This window comes from Streptococcus suis (assembly GCF_019794615.1).
In the GTDB taxonomy this organism is placed as follows: Bacteria; Bacillota; Bacilli; order Lactobacillales; family Streptococcaceae; genus Streptococcus; species Streptococcus suis_AI.
The window spans coordinates 1-17,674 of the sequence record NZ_JAIMDU010000014.1; the positions used below are offsets into that span (position 1 = coordinate 1).

General features: G+C 39.6%; 14 protein-coding genes and 1 tRNA gene. 14 read left to right on the forward strand and 1 reads right to left on the reverse strand.

Annotation, left to right across the window (positions count from 1 at the left end; translation table 11 throughout):
* Window positions 1–223 precede the first annotated feature (223 nt).
* Window positions 224–309, forward strand: a tRNA-Leu gene (locus K6V43_RS05100).
* A gap of 722 nt (window positions 310–1,031) precedes the next feature.
* Here the strand turns inward: K6V43_RS05100 and pbp3 are convergent.
* A complete protein-coding gene (gene pbp3 / locus K6V43_RS05105) occupies window positions 1,032–2,273 on the reverse strand; it encodes a D-alanyl-D-alanine carboxypeptidase PBP3 (RefSeq protein WP_222382050.1) in 1,242 nt (413 codons plus the stop codon).
* 211 nt (window positions 2,274–2,484) lie between these two features.
* Here pbp3 and K6V43_RS05110 point away from each other — a divergent pair, with 211 nt between their 5' ends.
* The 13 genes from K6V43_RS05110 to K6V43_RS05170 all read left to right on the forward strand — a co-directional run bounded on the left by K6V43_RS05110 (window position 2,485) and on the right by K6V43_RS05170 (window position 17,616).
* On the forward strand, window positions 2,485–4,278 hold the full coding sequence (locus tag K6V43_RS05110; protein WP_222382052.1) for an oligopeptide ABC transporter substrate-binding protein: 1,794 nt from the start codon (window positions 2,485–2,487) through the stop codon (window positions 4,276–4,278).
* A 259-nt stretch (window positions 4,279–4,537) separates the two neighbouring features.
* Window positions 4,538–5,557, forward strand: coding sequence for an ABC transporter ATP-binding protein (locus tag K6V43_RS05115; RefSeq protein WP_222382054.1), 1,020 nt, complete (start codon window positions 4,538–4,540; stop codon window positions 5,555–5,557).
* A 2-nt stretch (window positions 5,558–5,559) separates the two neighbouring features.
* Window positions 5,560–6,501, forward strand: coding sequence for an ATP-binding cassette domain-containing protein (locus K6V43_RS05120; RefSeq protein ID WP_337250527.1), 942 nt, complete (start codon window positions 5,560–5,562; stop codon window positions 6,499–6,501).
* 1 nt (window position 6,502) lies between these two features.
* Window positions 6,503–7,459: an oligopeptide ABC transporter permease gene (gene opp4B, locus K6V43_RS05125; RefSeq protein ID WP_222382055.1), complete on the forward strand. Its 957-nt coding sequence runs from the start codon at window positions 6,503–6,505 to the stop codon at window positions 7,457–7,459.
* Between the two features lie 13 nt (window positions 7,460–7,472).
* Window positions 7,473–8,375 (forward strand): ABC transporter permease, encoded by a 903-nt coding sequence (locus K6V43_RS05130; RefSeq protein WP_222382099.1) that lies wholly within the window; start codon window positions 7,473–7,475, stop codon window positions 8,373–8,375.
* Between the two features lie 154 nt (window positions 8,376–8,529).
* Entirely contained in the window at window positions 8,530–10,014 is a 1,485-nt protein-coding gene (thrC, locus tag K6V43_RS05135) for a threonine synthase (protein ID WP_222382057.1), read from the forward strand.
* A 104-nt stretch (window positions 10,015–10,118) separates the two neighbouring features.
* Entirely contained in the window at window positions 10,119–11,387 is a 1,269-nt protein-coding gene (locus K6V43_RS05140) for an MATE family efflux transporter (protein ID WP_222382059.1), read from the forward strand.
* Between the two features lie 369 nt (window positions 11,388–11,756).
* Complete coding sequence (mvk, locus tag K6V43_RS05145) at window positions 11,757–12,692, forward strand: mevalonate kinase (protein WP_222382061.1); 936 nt, start codon at window positions 11,757–11,759, stop codon at window positions 12,690–12,692.
* A complete protein-coding gene (mvaD, locus tag K6V43_RS05150) occupies window positions 12,685–13,740 on the forward strand; it encodes a diphosphomevalonate decarboxylase (RefSeq protein WP_222382063.1) in 1,056 nt (351 codons plus the stop codon). Before mvk ends, mvaD begins: the two co-directional genes overlap by 8 nt.
* Window positions 13,712–14,803 carry a phosphomevalonate kinase gene (locus tag K6V43_RS05155; RefSeq protein ID WP_222382065.1) on the forward strand — a complete coding sequence of 364 codons (1,092 nt, stop codon included), beginning with the start codon at window positions 13,712–13,714 and terminating at the stop codon, window positions 14,801–14,803. Before mvaD ends, K6V43_RS05155 begins: the two co-directional genes overlap by 29 nt.
* Entirely contained in the window at window positions 14,800–15,891 is a 1,092-nt protein-coding gene (gene fni / locus K6V43_RS05160) for a type 2 isopentenyl-diphosphate Delta-isomerase (RefSeq protein ID WP_222382067.1), read from the forward strand. The genes K6V43_RS05155 and fni overlap by 4 nt, the downstream gene beginning before the upstream one ends.
* A gap of 104 nt (window positions 15,892–15,995) precedes the next feature.
* Window positions 15,996–16,262: an ACT domain-containing protein gene (locus tag K6V43_RS05165; protein ID WP_024397024.1), complete on the forward strand. Its 267-nt coding sequence runs from the start codon at window positions 15,996–15,998 to the stop codon at window positions 16,260–16,262.
* A gap of 16 nt (window positions 16,263–16,278) precedes the next feature.
* Window positions 16,279–17,616, forward strand: coding sequence for a PFL family protein (locus tag K6V43_RS05170; RefSeq protein WP_024391417.1), 1,338 nt, complete (start codon window positions 16,279–16,281; stop codon window positions 17,614–17,616).
* Window positions 17,617–17,674 lie beyond the last annotated feature (58 nt).

The window sequence follows — 17,674 nt, forward strand, 5'->3', positions numbered from 1 at the left end:
AATATCATTGCGGTCAGAGAGAGTTAAGTGTTTGTTTTTCATTGTCAGTTACCAACTTGTCCCATAGTAAGTTCTACCTTATTTTTTTGTCTCAGTCTAATTTCCAGTTTTGGTGTTAGACTAGAACTTACTTTGAGAATTTAGCGAGCTCAAAAGATTTCAAAAAATAATTAAAAAGTATTGACAAGGCCACCTCCTCATGTTATACTAGTTCTTGTGTTGAGCGGGGATGGCGGAATTGGCAGACGCGCAGGACTAAGGATCCTGTGACCGCTTTAGGTCGTGTGGGTTCAAGTCCCACTCTCCGCATAGTAGACTAGCTGAGGCTAGTCTTTTTTTGTTGTTCACATGATATGTAGCCGACTTTTCTAAGGAGATTAGTGGTGGTATAGTCATTTTAATTAGCTTTGATACATCGTCACTTTCGCCTTGCCGTACTCTACGAAAGTGACTTGCTTCGCAGGTCTTATTTCCAACCTAGAACAGCCTTCAGGCTGTTCGCCTCAGTTCCTTGTTTGAAAGCTAATTCATTCGACTATACTAAGATATCGCTAAATGTATAGTAGTGGATGGTGGATTGCAAAATGTGCATATTTAAATTTGTTTTGATACGTAGTTACTTTCGGCTTGCAGTACTCTAGGAAAGCGACTTGTTTCGCAAGTCTGATTTCCAACCTCCAAAGGTTCCCCAATCCATTAGAGCTAGTCTGAATTTGATTTTCATTGAATATAATTCATTTGACTACAATAAAACGAACAAGGGTCTTGTCCTTTGTTCGTTTTATTATAGACTTTATTAAATAGAAATTGAATTTCTTTTATTATCATCACGTTTGTCGATTATCGCTTTGTTTACTCACCTTGTCTAATTTCAGCTATGCCTGTGGTACATTGCCTGAGAAAAAGTAAACTTAAAGAACAATATTCCTAAGATGATTATCTGGACCAATTGATGTTTTCGTAATTATACCAAACGTTTAAAAAGTCATCGTTCGAAATTATTATGAAGGCTTTAGAAATATTTTCACTATCTACAATTTTTCATTGACATATCTCACAAATTGATTCCACCAAGAGACAGGCCATGGGGCGGTTTTCAGAGTATCTGGTATAATCATATCTATTTGAGCAAGGTTATCAAGATACCCAGCTCCAATTAAATCTTTATCTACTAATTTTAATTGTCCTACTACAGTTCCAGAAGTGATAGGTGCATCAAATTCTGATTGAGTTGCAGTAAAAGTAGCGGTCACTGGTTGTTCAGAGTTATTTTTTTGAATAGCAAGCAAATCGGCGGTTGCAACGGCAGGACTGGATGATTTACTACCATTAAATAGTTTAACAGAGCTATTCTCAAAAGCTTCCCCCTTTTTTACGAGAGTAATAGCTGAGTAATTATTATAGACATAATTCATCAGGTTATTTGTTTCTACAAAGCGATTATCTGAATTTGTCAACCCATCAGTAGCATTTAGAACAACTGTAATGATCCTCATATTTGCTTGATTTGTTGTAGCAACAAAGCTTGACCCTGCTGAATCAGAATTTCCTGTCTTTAATCCATCTACACCACCTCGGGCATGTGTACCTTCACTTAGCATCTGGTTAGTACTATAATAGGTATATCCACCAAAATCATAGGCATTCAATGAAGTGATATCTAATACTTGTGGAAAGTCCAGGATGAGACGACGTGCAATAATTGCAACATCTTGTGCTGAAAACAAGTTGACATCTTCAGGCTTGGACCCTGGATAGATATTATCTCCTAAATCCGAGTTATCTAGGCCAGAAACGTTGACAATGGTAGCATCGGTGATTCCCCATTCAGCGACCTTAGCTTTCATTTTATCAACAAATGCAGCTTCGCTACCAGCAATTTTCTCAGCTAACGCAATAATCGCACTATTAGAAGAAGTAATCAGAGATGCATTCAGCAAATCGCTGACAGAATAAGAGCGGGCATCAAGGTTTACATTGCTCAATTCTGTGTTGGCAGTTAAGCTATATGGATAGTCTGATATATCCACCATAGTATCTAATTGAATCTCCCCTTTTTCTAAAGCCTCATAAACCAAGTAAACACTCAGCAACTTACTGATGGAAGCAATGCTAGCAGGTGTTTGGGCATCTTGTTCATATAAAACCTTGCCTGTTGAAACTTCTACTGCAATAGCATGTTTGGCAGCAACTGAAAAATCTTCAGCAAGTACAGGGGTGATTCCAAGAAAAAGAGTTGACATTGTTAGCAGTGTTAAAAATATTTTACGCATTATGAATCCTTTAACCTCATTTCCTTACCATTATATCACAAGAATTGTGAGAAAAAATCTGAAAATATATAGAAAAAGATTAGAAAATACTGAAAAATCTGTTTTTTGTGAAATTTTCTGACAAAAAGACGTGATTTAAGAAAATTTTATGATATAATAATTCCATAAGACATTATACTAAATGTCGAATTATATGAAACAGAGGTGTTCTATGAAAAAGACGACTAAATTATTTGCTCTAGCGGGTGTAACGCTTCTTTCGGCATCTGTGCTTGCTGCGTGTGGTTCTAAATCTTCTTCAAGTTCTGAGACAGCGGAGTTATCTTTCCCAGCAGAAGTAAAACAAGATGGTACAGCAGATTCGAGCGCTCAATTGAAATATGCTTGGGTGTCAGCATCAACTTCTTCAGGTCTGTTGATTGATGAATTGACTGAAAATACTACTGACTCAACCTTTGGTGGTATGGTAGATATTTCAATGTTTGGTTGGGATGGGGAGCGTAAATTAGATGATTCTGGTCTTGCGAAAGCGGAATTTGATGTTGATGGTAAGAAAATCACTGTTAGCTTGACTGGTAAAGACTATAAGTGGTCAGATGGTGAACCATTTACAATTGATGACTATATTTTCACAATTAAAGCAATGGCAAGCAAAGATTACACAGGTGTTCGTTTTGATGATAAATTCTTGAACATTGTGGGTATGGATGAATTTGTTGCTGGAACTGCTTCAGATATCTCAGGTCTTAAAAAAGTTGACGATTACACTGTAGAATTGACTGTCAAAGAAATGACACCTTCAATGATGTATGCTGGTGGTGATGTTCCTTCGTATGTTCAACCTGAACATATCTACAAAGATATTCCAGTTGCAGAATGGGAAAGCAGTGAGTACTCACGTACTGCAAAACTTGTCGGTATGGGACCATGGAAAATCAAAGAAATCGTTAATGGTGAGTCAATCACTTATGTTCCAAATGAATACTACTTCAAAGGGACAACACCAAAAACAAGTTCATTGAAGATTGATATTGTGTCACCTGATACAATTGTTTCTGAAATGAAAGCTGGTAACTACGACATTGCAGAAATGCCAGCTGATCAGTTGGATTCTTACAAAGATGCCTCTAACCTTAACCTGGTTGGATCTCTAGAATCTTCATATGAATATATCTCATTCAATCTTGGAAAATATGATGAAGCATCTGAAAAGAATGTTATGGATGAAAATGCTAAGATGAATGATGTGAAACTTCGTCAAGCGATTGCGTATGCGATTGATACGAAAACAGCAGGGGAGAAACTATACAATGGTCTATATCACCCAGCTAACTCACTCATTATTTCATTCTTTGGTGATCTTCATGATTCTGAATTAGAAGGCTATTCATACGATCCTGATAAAGCGAATAAACTTTTGGATGAAGCTGGCTATAAAGATGTTGATGGTGATGGTATTCGTGAAGGCAAAGATGGAAAAGAATTCAAGATTACATTTGCTGCTCGTAAACGTACTGAGGCAAACGAAGCACTTGTTCAACAATACATTGCTTGGTGGAAAGAAGTTGGTTTGAATGTTGAACTGTATACTGGTCGAACTGTAGAAATCAACACATTCTATGATGCAATCCAAGCTAATGATGCGTCTATTGACATGTATGCTGGTGGATGGTCAACTGGTTACGATCCAAACCCTAATGGACTTTGGGGAGAAACTGCACCATTTAACATGTCACGTTTTGTAGATGAAAAGAATACTGAGTTGTTGGATGCGATTGGTTCTGATGCTTCATTTGATGAAAAAACAAACTTGAAGAACTACAAAGCATGGCAAAAATATGCTGCTGAACAAGCGTTTGCTATTCCAACATTTGAATCAGAAGCGATTACTGCAGTGAATAAGCGTGTTAAAAACTTTGACACTAACTATGGTTCCGCGTCAGAAAATGGTATTGCTCTTGAGAACATTGAACTCACAGCCGATAAAGGTGTAGCAGCTAAATAAGGTTGAGTTTTAATAATAATCTGAAAAAAAGCCAACTCGTTTGGCTTTTTTCAGATAACTATTGGAATTTTCAGATAGTTATGGTATAGTAGATAAGGTATACTAAATACGAACGTTTCGTTTTTTGAGCGAAGGTAACCGTTTACATGTTTAATGAAACACTTGATTGATTAGTATAACTTGTTATCAAATTGGCTGACCATATTCTTCAGGAAATTGAATTTTGTAAGTATTAGTATTGAATAGGTTTGGTTAGCTGATGAAAAAAGGAGGAGAAAGCGTGGCTACTGAAAAAAAGCTTTTGGACATTAAAAATCTGCATGTCGGTTTCCGTATTGGAGATGACTATTTTGATGCCGTTGATGGTGTTGATATTTCATTGCAAAAAAATGAAATTTTGGCAATCGTTGGGGAATCAGGATGTGGTAAATCAACTTTAGCAACAACAATTATGGGGTTACACAATCCCTTGAATACCAAAATTACAGGGAGCATCCAGTACAATGATATGGAATTAATTGGAATGGATGAAGCTGAGTATAATACAGTGCGTGGTAATGATATTGGAATGATTTTCCAAGATCCTTTGGCTTCTCTAAACCCATTGATGACAATTGGGGCACAAATAGATGAAGCGCTTTTCTATCATACTGATTTGGATGCAAATGCCCGCACGGAACGTGTGCTAGAGTTGTTGGCTCAAGTTGGAATTCCAAATCCAAAGCGGACATTTAAACAATATCCCCATGAACTTTCAGGTGGTATGCGTCAGCGGATAATTATCGCTATGGCATTATCTTGTAAACCACCAATTATCATTGCGGATGAACCAACAACTGCATTAGATGTTACGATTCAAGCACAAATTTTGGATCTTTTAAATGACATTCAGGCAGAGACAGGTTCAGGTATCATTTTGATTACCCATGATTTGGGAGTTGTGGCAGAGACTGCTGATCGAGTAGCTGTTATGTACGGTGGACAATTTGTAGAGGTTGCACCTGTTGAGGAATTATTTACAAATCCGAAACACCCGTACACTCGTTCACTCTTGAAATCAAATCCACAAACAGGTAGCGAGGGTGGAGAACTCCATGTAATTGAAGGAATTGTACCACCAATTACAAAAATGCTTCGTACAGGTTGCCGCTTTGCTCCACGCATTCCATGGATTGGTGCGGAAGCACATGAAGAAAATCCTAGCATGCATGAGGTAGGTCCGAATCATTTTGTTCGTTGCACCTGCCATGAGACATTCTATTTTGAAGGGGAGGCCTAATAGTGGGATTTATTGAAGTAAAAGATTTGAAAGTCCATTATCCAATTCGTAGTGGCTTCTTCAACCGTGTTACAGACCATGTTTATGCTGTAGATGGTATTAATATTGAGTTTGATGAAGGTAAAACGTATGGTTTAGTTGGTGAATCAGGATCAGGAAAATCAACCATTGGTAAGGCTATTATTGGTTTGGAACGTGCGACCTCAGGTCAGATTTTCTATGAAGGAAAAGATGTAACGAATAAATCTCGTGGTAAGAAAGGCAACTTTAACCGCGATGTTCAAATGATTTTCCAAGATTCACTTTCCAGTTTTAATCCCAAAAAACGGATTTTGGATATTATTGCAGAGCCGATTCGCAATTTTGATCGTTTATCTCCAGATGAAGAAAAGAGGAGAGTTCTTCAATTGTTGGACACAATTGGTTTAAATGAAGAAGCGCTCATCAAATATCCTCATGAATTCTCAGGTGGTCAACGCCAACGGATTGGTGTTGCACGTGCTTTGGCAAGTAACCCTCGATTAATTATTGCGGATGAGCCTGTTTCTGCCTTGGACTTATCTGTTCAAGCGCAAGTATTGAACTATATGAAACGCATCCAAGATGAATTCAAACTAAGCTATCTATTTATTTCCCACGATCTTGGTGTTGTACAACACATGTGTGATGAGCTCTTCATTATGTATCGTGGTCGTTTTGTTGAAACAGGGAATAAAAATGATATTTATCATAATCCACAGCATATCTACACTAAACGTCTCTTGTCAGCTATTCCATCGATTGATCCAGTGAATCGTTTGAAAAATAAAGAGAAGCGTTTGGCTGCAGAAAAGGAATATCAAGAGAAACAAGGTCAGTACTATGATGAAAACGGTCGTGTGTATGATTTGAAAGCTTTTTCGGCAACTCATCAAGTAGCCCTTCCAGAAGGAGGTAAAAACTAAGATGTGGAAAACAATATTACGTCGTTTACTCATGATGATTCCTCAGATTATCATACTGAGTGTCATTGCTTTCTTTGTTGCTAAGATGATGCCAGGGGATCCGTTTACGGGTATGATTGATCCCAATATTGATCCTGCAATTATTGAACAAAAACGTATTGCAGCTGGATATTATGATCCAATCCATATTCAGTATTTCCGTTGGGTCGGTAATTTGTTGCAAGGTGATTTTGGTCAAAGTATCCTCTTCAAACAACCTGTTATCGATGTGATTATGCAACGTTTGAATAACACGATCTGGTTGTCGCTTTTAACCATGATTTTGACCTATCTTATCGCCCTTCCATTAGGTATGATTGCTGGTCGTTATCAAAACTCATTGGCGGATAAAATTATTGGTGTGTATAACTTCTTAACTTTCTCGACTCCAGTTTTTGTATTTGCCATTCTTATGCTGTGGTTGTTTGGTTTTAGTCTAGGTTGGTTCCCAACACGAGGCTCGATTGGAGGTGGCGTAGAAGGGTTTGCAGCTATTCTGAGTCGTCTACACCATATGATTCTCCCAGCAATTACAATGGCAATCCTGTCAACTACGGTTACTATCCAATATCTCCGTACAGGAATTATTGATGCAAAGAGTCAGGATTATGTTCGTACAGCGCGTGCTAAAGGGGTTCCGGAGAGAGTGGTTTATAACCGCCATATTTTCCGTAACTCTATCCTTCCGATTGCATCATTCTTAGGCTATGAATTGACTGGTTTGATTGGTGGTTCAATCTTTATTGAAAATATTTTTACCTATCCAGGTATTGGTCAATTGTTCTTCAACTCTATCTCAAGCCGTGACTATAGTGTCATCTTGGCTCTCTTGTTAATTTTTGGGATGGGTACCTTGCTGGGGACATTGATTTCAGATATTATCATGAGTATTGTAGATCCACGTATCCGTGTGAAATAGAAGGAGGGGTATGATGAGTAAAGAAAAGAAAAAACAAGTTCAATCAAATTCAACTCCTCCAGGTGGTTTCCGTGTCATTGCGCGGGAGTTTGTAAAAGATAGACTCGCATTAACTTCACTTATTATCTTAGTAGTGGTTCTTATGGCTGTCTTTATAGGTGCCTTAGTATTGGATCAAGAACAAGTTATGAAAGTAAACCTTTTAGGGCGCTACTTGGAACCAGGTGTTGACGGTTATATTTTAGGGACTGATGAAGGTGGTAAAGATATCTTCGGTCAGTTAATTATAGGAGCTCGCAATTCTATTGTTATTGGTTTTGCAATTACGATTATTACTAGTATAATTGGTATTTCAATTGGGGTTATCTCAGGTTATTATGGTGGTCGTCTTGACGGTTTCTTAATGCGTATAGTAGACTTCATTATGATTCTACCTGTTACAATGCTTATTATTGTATTCGTAACTGTAATCAAAGATTATACTATTTATCATTTCATTTTAATAATGAGTGCATTCTACTGGACAGCTAAGGCTCGTCTCTTCCGTACAAGGACTTTGTCAGAGGCAAGTTTGGATTATGTAAATGCATCTAAAACATTGGGAACAAGCGACTTCATGATTATGTTCCGTGAAATTTTGCCAAACTTAAGTTCATTGATTATCGTCAACCTGACCTTGAACTTTGCTGGGAATATCGGTATTGAGACTTCATTGACTTATCTTGGTTTCGGTCTACCATCGACAGTACCAAGTTTGGGGACCTTGATTGCCAATGCTCGTAATGCAGATATTTTAGAGAATAAGACATGGATTTGGCTACCAGCAGCTATATTCATCCTTGTGATGATGCTCTGTATCAACTATGTCGGTCAAGCTTTCCAACGTGCAGCTGATGCTAGACAACGTTTAGGATAAAATAGATATAAAAATTCAAAATCAATGCGATTTTGGATTTTTTTGTTTCATCGTTAAGAAATTCTAGTAAATGAAGGAACAATTTCTCATATCTTGCCAATTTTCTGTCAATTTATGGTAGAATAGAAAAAATAGATTTTTTACGAGGGATACCATGACATTAGTATATCAATCAACACGTGATGCCAAGAATACCGTATCAGCAAGTCAAGCCATTTTACAAGGGTTGGCTACTGATGGTGGGTTGTTTACCCCTATTTCCATGCCAAGGGTTGAGTTGGATTTTTCTGTACTCAAAGATGCTTCTTATCAAGAAATTGCCAAGTTGATTTTGTCGGCTTTTTTGGATGATTTTACGGCAGATGAGCTGGACTACTGTATCAACAATGCCTACGATAGCAAGTTTGACACGCCAGCTATTGCCCCAGTTGTCAAACTAAAAGGCCAGTACAACTTGGAACTTTTCCGTGGCTCAACTATTGCCTTTAAGGACATGGCCCTGTCTATCTTGCCTTATTTGATGACGACAGCGGCTAAAAAACATGGTCTGGAAAATGAGATTGTCATTTTAACTGCAACGTCAGGTGATACAGGTAAGGCTGCTATGGCCGGCTTTGCGGATGTACCAGGTACACAAATCATCGTCTTCTACCCACGCGACGGGGTATCTAAAGTCCAAGAATTGCAGATGACTACGCAGACGGGGGCTAATACCCACGTGGTGGCCATTGATGGTAACTTTGACGATGCTCAGACTAATGTGAAGCACATGTTCAATGATGAGAATCTTCGTGCCAAGTTGGTGGCTAAGAAACTCCAGTTTTCATCAGCCAACTCCATGAACATCGGTCGCTTAGTGCCACAGATTGTTTACTATGTTTATGCCTACGCTCAGCTGGTTAAAACTGGTGAGATTGCGGCGGGCGACAAGGTCAACTTCACCGTTCCGACAGGCAACTTCGGTAACATCTTGGCGGCTTACTATGCTAAGCAGATCGGTTTGCCAGTTGGCAAGCTCATCTGTGCGTCCAACGACAACAATGTCCTAACCGACTTCTTCTCAACTGGCATTTACGACAAGAACCGTACTTTCCGCGTGACCACTAGTCCATCTATGGACATTTTGGTTTCATCTAACTTGGAGCGCTTGATTTTCCACCTCTTTGGTAATGATGCTGTCAAAACAGCGGAGCTAATGGAAGCCTTGAACACAGCTGGTCAGTATGATATTCAGGGGGCTGACGCGGATATCTTATCTTTCTTTGTTGCTGCCTTTGCGACAGAAGAAGAAACTGCTGCGGAAATCAAACGTGTTTATGACGAGTCAGGCTATATTGAAGACCCACATACGGCTGTAGCATCTGCAGTTTATAAGAAATATGTACAGCAAACTGGTGACCAGACTCCAACAGTAATCGCTTCAACAGCTAGTCCGTATAAGTTCCCTGTGGTTGCGGTTGAAGCTGTGACTGGTCAGTCAGGTTTAACTGACTTTGAAGCTCTTGCAAAATTACATGAGATTTCAGGTGTAGCCTTGCCTCCAGCTGTAGATGGTTTGGAGACTGCACCGGTTCGCCACAATACCGTTGTTGCAGCTGCGGATATGCAAGCAGAAGTAGAACGATATTTGGGTGTTTAATGTATAGATATTTTTATACAAACTGTTTATAAGACAGTTTGTTTTTTAAAGTAAAAAAATATTAATTGAGTTGATGTTGATACCACAAAAATGAACTGGAGAATATGAACAAAAAGATTTACAAAGAATTATTATCAATTGCCTTTCCTGCAATGGGAGAAAACCTTCTTCAAATGATGATGGGGATGGTGGATTCCTACTTAGTCGCCAGTCTTGGAATCGTAGCATTATCTGGCGTATCGATTGCGAATAATCTATTAGCCGTCTATCAGGCGGTTTTTATTGCGTTAGCTGCAGCCGTTTCATCCCAATTGGCCCATGTTATAGGAAAAGAGAAAGGAGTACAGATTACTGCCATTGTCACAGATAGTGTCAAGCTGACTGTTTATGTAGGCGTATTTCTGGGAATTTTAGCGGTTATACTAGGTCCAACATTGCTGACTAGCTTGGGGGCAGAACGTGAGGTAGCTCAACTTGGTGGTCTCTATTTGATCTTGGTTGGGGGTAGTATTTTGTTATTGGGACTTATGACCTGTTTAGGTGGAATCCTGAGAACTCTTGGTCAACCTCGTTATCCAATGTATATTAGTTTATTTTCAAATCTCCTTAATGCCGTATTTTCGGCCATTGCAGTTTTTGTACTCCATACAGGGGTTGCCGGAGTTGCTTTTGGAACGATATTGTCAAGAATAGTCGGGTGCGGTCTACTTTGGTCACGCCTATCAATCTCTATTAAACCAAGTACTTGGTCTGTAGATAAAGAGTTAGTTAGGCTTGCTCTACCTGCTATTGGCGAACGGTTGATGATGAGAGCAGGTGATGTAGTCATAGTTGGAATGATTACTGGTTTGGGAACGGCTGTTGTTGCTGGAAATGCAATTGGAGAAACCATTACTCAATTTAACTATATGCCCACCTTAGGAATCTCAGTAGCAACGCTTATTATGACTGCAAAGAGTAGGCAAGATTCGTTAGCTGTTCAACGGATTTATCGAATTTGTCTTGGACTCTCGCTGATTTTTATGTTCGTAATAGGAGGCATTAGTTACTTAGCGGGGCCTTTTCTAATTAGTCTTTTCACGATGGATGTTCAAGTGGCACAAGCTAGTCAGATAGTCTTGTTCTATTCTGTCCTTGGGGTACCTTTTACAGCAGCAACTCTTGTCTTTACAGGACTTTGGCAAGGTATGGGCAATGCTCGACTACCTTTTTATGCGACCGGTATAGGCATGTGGGTGGTTCGAATAGGTCTAGCATATTTTCTAATAAAAAATTATCAATTAGGCTTGCCTAGTATTTGGCTTGCAACTATAGTAGATAATGCCTTTCGAGCAAGTTTGTTATATGTTCGCTTCCGATACTCCACAGGATGATTTGCTTTTTAAGGTTTGCATAAGAAATCTTTCAGTTCCGTTTAAGTTATGAGAGCTATACTATCTTCAAGCTAGAAATAGCAAACAACTTCTTTTTCATATAATCTCCTAGAAAGCAGTCGACGATGGTCGGCTGTTTTCGTGTCTTAGGTTGTTTGAAAAAATCGAGCAATCTTTAAGGTTTACATAAGAAATCTTTCAGTTCCGTTTAAGTTATGAGGGCTATACTATCTTCAAGCTAGAAATAGCAAACAACTTTTCTTTTTCATATAATCTCCTAGAAAGCAGTCGACGATGGTCGGCTGTTTTCGTGTCTTCAATTCTTTTGTAAAAATGGTATAATAGAACTGATTGTATAAGGAGAATAAAATGTCGGCAATAGGAAAAGCATCTGGGAAAATTATATTGATGGGCGAGCATTCAGTGGTTTATGGACAGCCGGCGATTGCGATGCCTTTTTCTGCTGTAGAAATTATTGCCAAAGTGACAGCTCAGGGAGAGGCTCTGAGTGTCGACTGTGATTTTTATAAGGGCCTTGTCCATAAGATGCCCAAAATATGGGAAAGCCTCAAACACGCTATACGTTTTTCACTATATCGTATCGGGGCGCCAACAGATCCGGCCATTCACATTAAAATTAGCTCGACTATTCCTGCTGAAAGAGGAATGGGTTCAAGTGCAGCGGTGGCAGTTGCTGTAGCACGGGCTCTATTTGCGCATTATGAAAAAATATTGACCGATAAGGAGTTGTGGGAAATAGTTCAATCCTCGGAAAAAATAGCTCATGGAAATCCGTCGGGAATAGACGCAGCAACCACAAGTGGTAAGTCACCTGTCTTTTTTATTAAAAATCAACCTATAGAGCCACTAGAACTCAAACTCAGTGCCTATCTAGTAGTGGCAGATACTGGTGTGACAGGAAATACCTTAGAAGCTATTTCAGATGTCGCAGATTTATTGAAGAAAAAGCCAGAGGCGATGAAGTTTGTTGAGGAACTCGGAAGCTTAGCGAAACAGGCTAGAGAAGATTTAGCCACTGACCAAGCAGAGCTTCTAGGAAGTAAAATGAATCAAGCTCATGTCCTTCTGCAAGAATTAGGTGTATCTGATCCCAGTCTTGATCAGCTAGTACGCATTTCTCAAGATTCCGGAGCACTTGGGGCTAAATTAACTGGTGGTGGTCGAGGAGGTTGCATGATTGCATTGGCAAAAAATGCAGAAGACGCTCAAAAAATAGCTCAAACATTAGACCAAGCTGGTGCTCGCCAGACATGGATACAATATTTAGGAGAAATCAATGACTAAAAATATAGGAATTGCCCGCGCCCATACAAATATCGCTTTGATTAAATACTGGGGGAAACGAGATAAGGAGCTATTTTTACCTATGAACTCCAGTTTGTCTTTGACACTGGATGCTTTTTATACGGATACAAAAGTTGTTTTTGACTCAGAATTGACAGGTGACGAGTTTTATCTCAATGGAAATGTACAAAATGAAAAAGAAATTTTAAAAATTTCTCGATTTTTGGATTTATTTCGCGAATATATAGGTGAAGGGAACTTTGCTCGAGTTGAAAGTCTAAATTTTGTTCCAACTGCTGCTGGTTTGGCAAGTTCTGCATCGGCCTTTGCGGCTCTGGCACTTGCAACGGCAACTGCTTTACATCTTGATTTGTCACCAGCTCAGCTTTCAACCTTTGCAAGGAGAGGGTCTGGGTCAAGCACACGTAGCCTATTTGGTGGCTTTGTCGAGTGGGATATGGGTACTGGATCCGAAGATTCCATGGCTCACCCAATTGATGATGCTGACTGGGACATTGCTATGATTGTCTTGGCTGTAAATACCGGACCTAAAAAAATTGCAAGTCGAGAAGGAATGGATCATACAGTAGCTACTTCGCCTTTCTATTCCGCTTGGGTGGAGACCGCCCAATCAGATTTGGCAGATATCAAAGTGGCCATTGCTAATCGTGATTTTGAGAAACTTGGTCAAATTACAGAACACAATGGTATGAAAATGCATGCAACAACCCTTTCCGCGAATCCCCCTTTTACCTATTGGACGGCAGATAGTTTGCTTGCTCAAGAGGCTGTTCGTCAGGTTCGTGAAAAGACTGGTTTGTCAGCTTATATGACGATGGATGCTGGACCAAATGTTAAAGTTCTCTGCCGTGAAAGTGAGATGGATGAATTTGTCAATGAACTATCTCAGATTTTTCCAAGAGAAAAAATCATTACCAGTAAGCCAGGTCCTGCTGCCTATATATTAAGCGAGGAAGAGTGGCACGCATCACAAAAAAATTTTGAAAAGAGTTTAGAACATGAAGGTAGTGACCAAGGTTCCAGGTAAATTGTTTTTGGCTGGAGAATATGCGGTGGTTGAGTCAGGAAACCCAGCAGTGATAGCAGCAGTTGACCGTTATTTAACGGTTAGTATTGAGTCGGCTGAAAGTGGAATGATTCACTCTACCCAGCAGTCTGATATGTTTTTAACATGGCACCGCACAAATGAACAGATTCTTGTTTCGGAAGAAAATCCTTATCAGATTGTCTCGACAGCTTTACAAGTATCAGAAGAATTTCTGCGTGAACAAGGGATACCATGTCAGGGCTACTACAGTGTAACGATTCAATCAGAATTGGATGACCAAGATTCTGGGACTAAATATGGTCTAGGTTCATCAGGTGCAGTAACGGTTGCTACTGTTGAAGCCATACTGCTTTATTATGGTTACGAATTGGATCCTTTATTGGTTTTCAAATTGTCTGTTTTGACTCAGGCAAGATTGAACATGACGGGCTCGCATGGCGATTTGGCGGCGTCTAGTTTTCGCGGACTTGTCGCATACTATTCCCTTGATAAATCCTGGTTATCGGAGCAGATGTCTGTGCAAGGTTTGAGTAATCTTCTTGCAAGTGATTGGAAAGATTTGCAGATTAAGCAGATTGGGTTGCCAGCACCATTGGAATTACTAGTTGGTTGGACAGGATCTGCTGCCTCGACAACGCACCTAGTATCACATATGGAGAGCAAAAAAACGCAGCAGTCTAAGGAAGAAATTCATTCCCAGTTTTTGAATGATTCCAAAGTATGTGTAGAGCAGTTGGTATGGGCTTGCCAAAATAAAGATATACCTCGTATAAAACAGGCTGTTACTCGCAATCGCTATTTATTGCGAAAATTTTCGGAAGATATGAGTCTAACCATTGAAACTCCTTTGTTGACGGAACTTTGTGATAGTGCAGAAGCAAATGGTGCCGTTGCAAAGTCATCAGGAGCGGGAGGTGGCGACTGTGGTATTTGTTTAGTTGACAGCCAAGAGCAAAAAGAAGCTATCCAAATTATTTGGGAGCAGGCAGGAATTTTTCCACTTCCCTTAACGATTGCAGAAAGAAATAAGGAGAGAATATGATCTATCAACGAATTGAAGGATTAAACCGTAAAGATCAGCATGTTGCATTAGCTGATTTGCAATATAATGATACATCTGCAGCGGATTTTGCCCAAACACGATTTGTTCACCATTCATTACCTGAAATGGCGATTGAGGACGTTTCAATAAAGACACAGGTAGCGGGCTTAGAGTTTGACAGACCATTTTTTATTAATGCCATGACAGGCGGGAGTGAAAAAACAGGTCAAATCAATCAATTGCTGGGAATTATTGGACATGTCAGTAAAATCGCAATTGCTTCTGGGTCAGTGAGTGCAGCGATTAAGGATCCAAGTGTAGCAAAGACATTTTCAGTCTTGCGTCGTGAAAACCCACATGGTATTATCTTTGCAAATTTAGGTGCTCACCATGATGTTGAAAGTGCTAAACGCGCAATTGATCTCTTAGAAGCTAATGCCATTCAAATTCATATCAATGCTCCTCAAGAGATAATTATGCCAGAAGGTGATCGTGATTTTTCAATGTGGTTGAAGAATATTGAATCGCTTGTAAGAGACTTAGAGGTTCCTGTTATTGTTAAAGAAGTTGGCTTCGGTATGAGTCGTGAAACCATAGCGCAATTGAAGTCAGTTGGAGTCGAGACAGTTGACATTTCTGGTACAGGTGGGACAAACTTTGCTAAGATTGAGAATGCGCGCCGCATTTTTCATGAGTTTACATATTTGGAAGGATGGGGTCAGTCTACGGTTGAATCGTTGATAGAAGCAGCTAGTCTTCCAATCGAACAGCGTCCAGCAATTATAGCGTCTGGAGGAATAAAAAATCCATTTGATATTGTGAAATCACTTGCCTTGGGAGCTGATTTAGTCGGATTATCTAACCGTATCTTACAATATGTAAAAGATGGTAAAATGGACCAAATGGAGAAGGCTTTTTATGATTTGTCGGTTATGAACGGTGAAATTCGTGATATTATGACTCTCCTAGGTGCAAAAGATATTGCATCGTTGAGGAAGACAGATCTTATCTTGCCTGCATCTGTACAACATTGGTGTCAAGCACGTGGTATTGACTGGCAGTTGTACGGTCAACGTTCTAAAAAATAGATGAATGTTAGCAAAGGACGGATATTCTGTCCTTTTTTTTAACATTTCTTTCGATTTTATCAGATTTGTGGTAGAATAATAAAAAATTATATCGAGGTAAACAAATGAAAGCAATTATTACAGTTGTTGGTAAAGACAAATCGGGTATTGTAGCTGGTGTAGCAGGAAAAGTTGCAGAATTAGGACTGAATATTGATGATATTTCTCAAACTGTTTTAGACCAGTATTTCACTATGATGGCCTTGGTATCTGCCGAAGAAAAGAAGGACTTTACGAAGCTTCGAGCAGAATTGGAAGCTTATGGTGAGGCTTTAAACGTTAAAATCAATATTCAAAGTGCAGCAATTTTTGATGCGATGCACAATCTATAAGGAGAGTAATTTTTATATGGACATTAGACAGGTAACTGAAACGATTGCCATGATCGAGGAACAGCACTTCGATATTCGGACGATTACTATGGGAATTTCTCTTTTAGATTGTATTGACCCTGACATTGAAAAAGCTGCTGAGAAAGTTTATTCTAAAATTGTGACCAAGGCAAAAAATTTGGTTTCGGTAGGGGATGAAATAGCAGCAGAATTAGGGATTCCTATTGTCAATAAACGTGTGTCTGTAACGCCGATTGCCTTAATTGGCGCGGCGACTGATGCGACAGATTATCTCCCATTGGCTCATGCTTTGGACAAGGCAGCTAATGAAATCGGAATTGACTTTATCGGAGGTTTTTCAGCCCTTGTTCAAAAAGGCTATCAAAAAGGTGATGAAATTCTGATTAACTCCATTCCACAAGCCTTAGCACAGACTTCAAAGGTTTGTTCATCGGTTAATATCGGTTCGACAAAGTCCGGTATTAATATGACTGCTGTGAGAGATATGGGAAGAATCATCAAGGAAACAGCCGAAGCTTCTGAGATGGGTGCTGCTAAGTTGGTGGTTTTTGCGAATGCGGTTGAAGATAATCCGTTTATGGCTGGCGCTTTCCATGGTGTTGGTGAGGCAGATGTCGTTATTAATGTGGGTGTTTCTGGGCCAGGTGTAGTAAAGCGTGCTCTGGAAAAAGTCCGCGGGGAAAGCTTTGATGTAGTAGCTGAAACAGTGAAGAAAACAGCCTTTAAAATAACTCGTATCGGTCAGCTAGTGGGCAATATGGCGAGCGAACGTTTGGGTGTCAAATTTGGTATCGTTGACCTCTCACTTGCTCCAACACCTGCTGTCGGGGACTCTGTTGCGCGTGTCTTGGAGGAAATGGGATTGGAAACCGTTGGCACACATGGAACAACAGCTGCACTTGCTTTACTAAATGACGCGGTGAAAAAAGGTGGTGTTATGGCTTGTAACCAAGTAGGTGGTTTATCAGGCGCATTCATTCCTGTATCTGAAGATGAAGGGATGATTGCAGCGGTACAAAGTGGATCGCTCAATCTTGAAAAATTAGAAGCTATGACTGCCATTTGTTCTGTCGGTTTGGACATGATTGCCATTCCAGAAACGACTCCAGCCGAAACCATTGCAGCAATGATTGCAGATGAGGCAGCCATTGGGGTAATTAATCAAAAAACAACAGCAGTCCGTATTATTCCATTGGGTAAGGAAGGTGACATGATCGAATTTGGAGGTCTTCTAGGAACAGCTCCTGTTATGAAAGTCAACCAAGCATCTTCTGTTGATTTTATCAACCGAGGTGGTCAGATTCCTGCGCCAATTCATAGTTTTAAGAATTAAAAAACGTAGACCGATTGCCCAAGCAGTCGGTTTTTTGTTATACTATATAGTAAGAAAT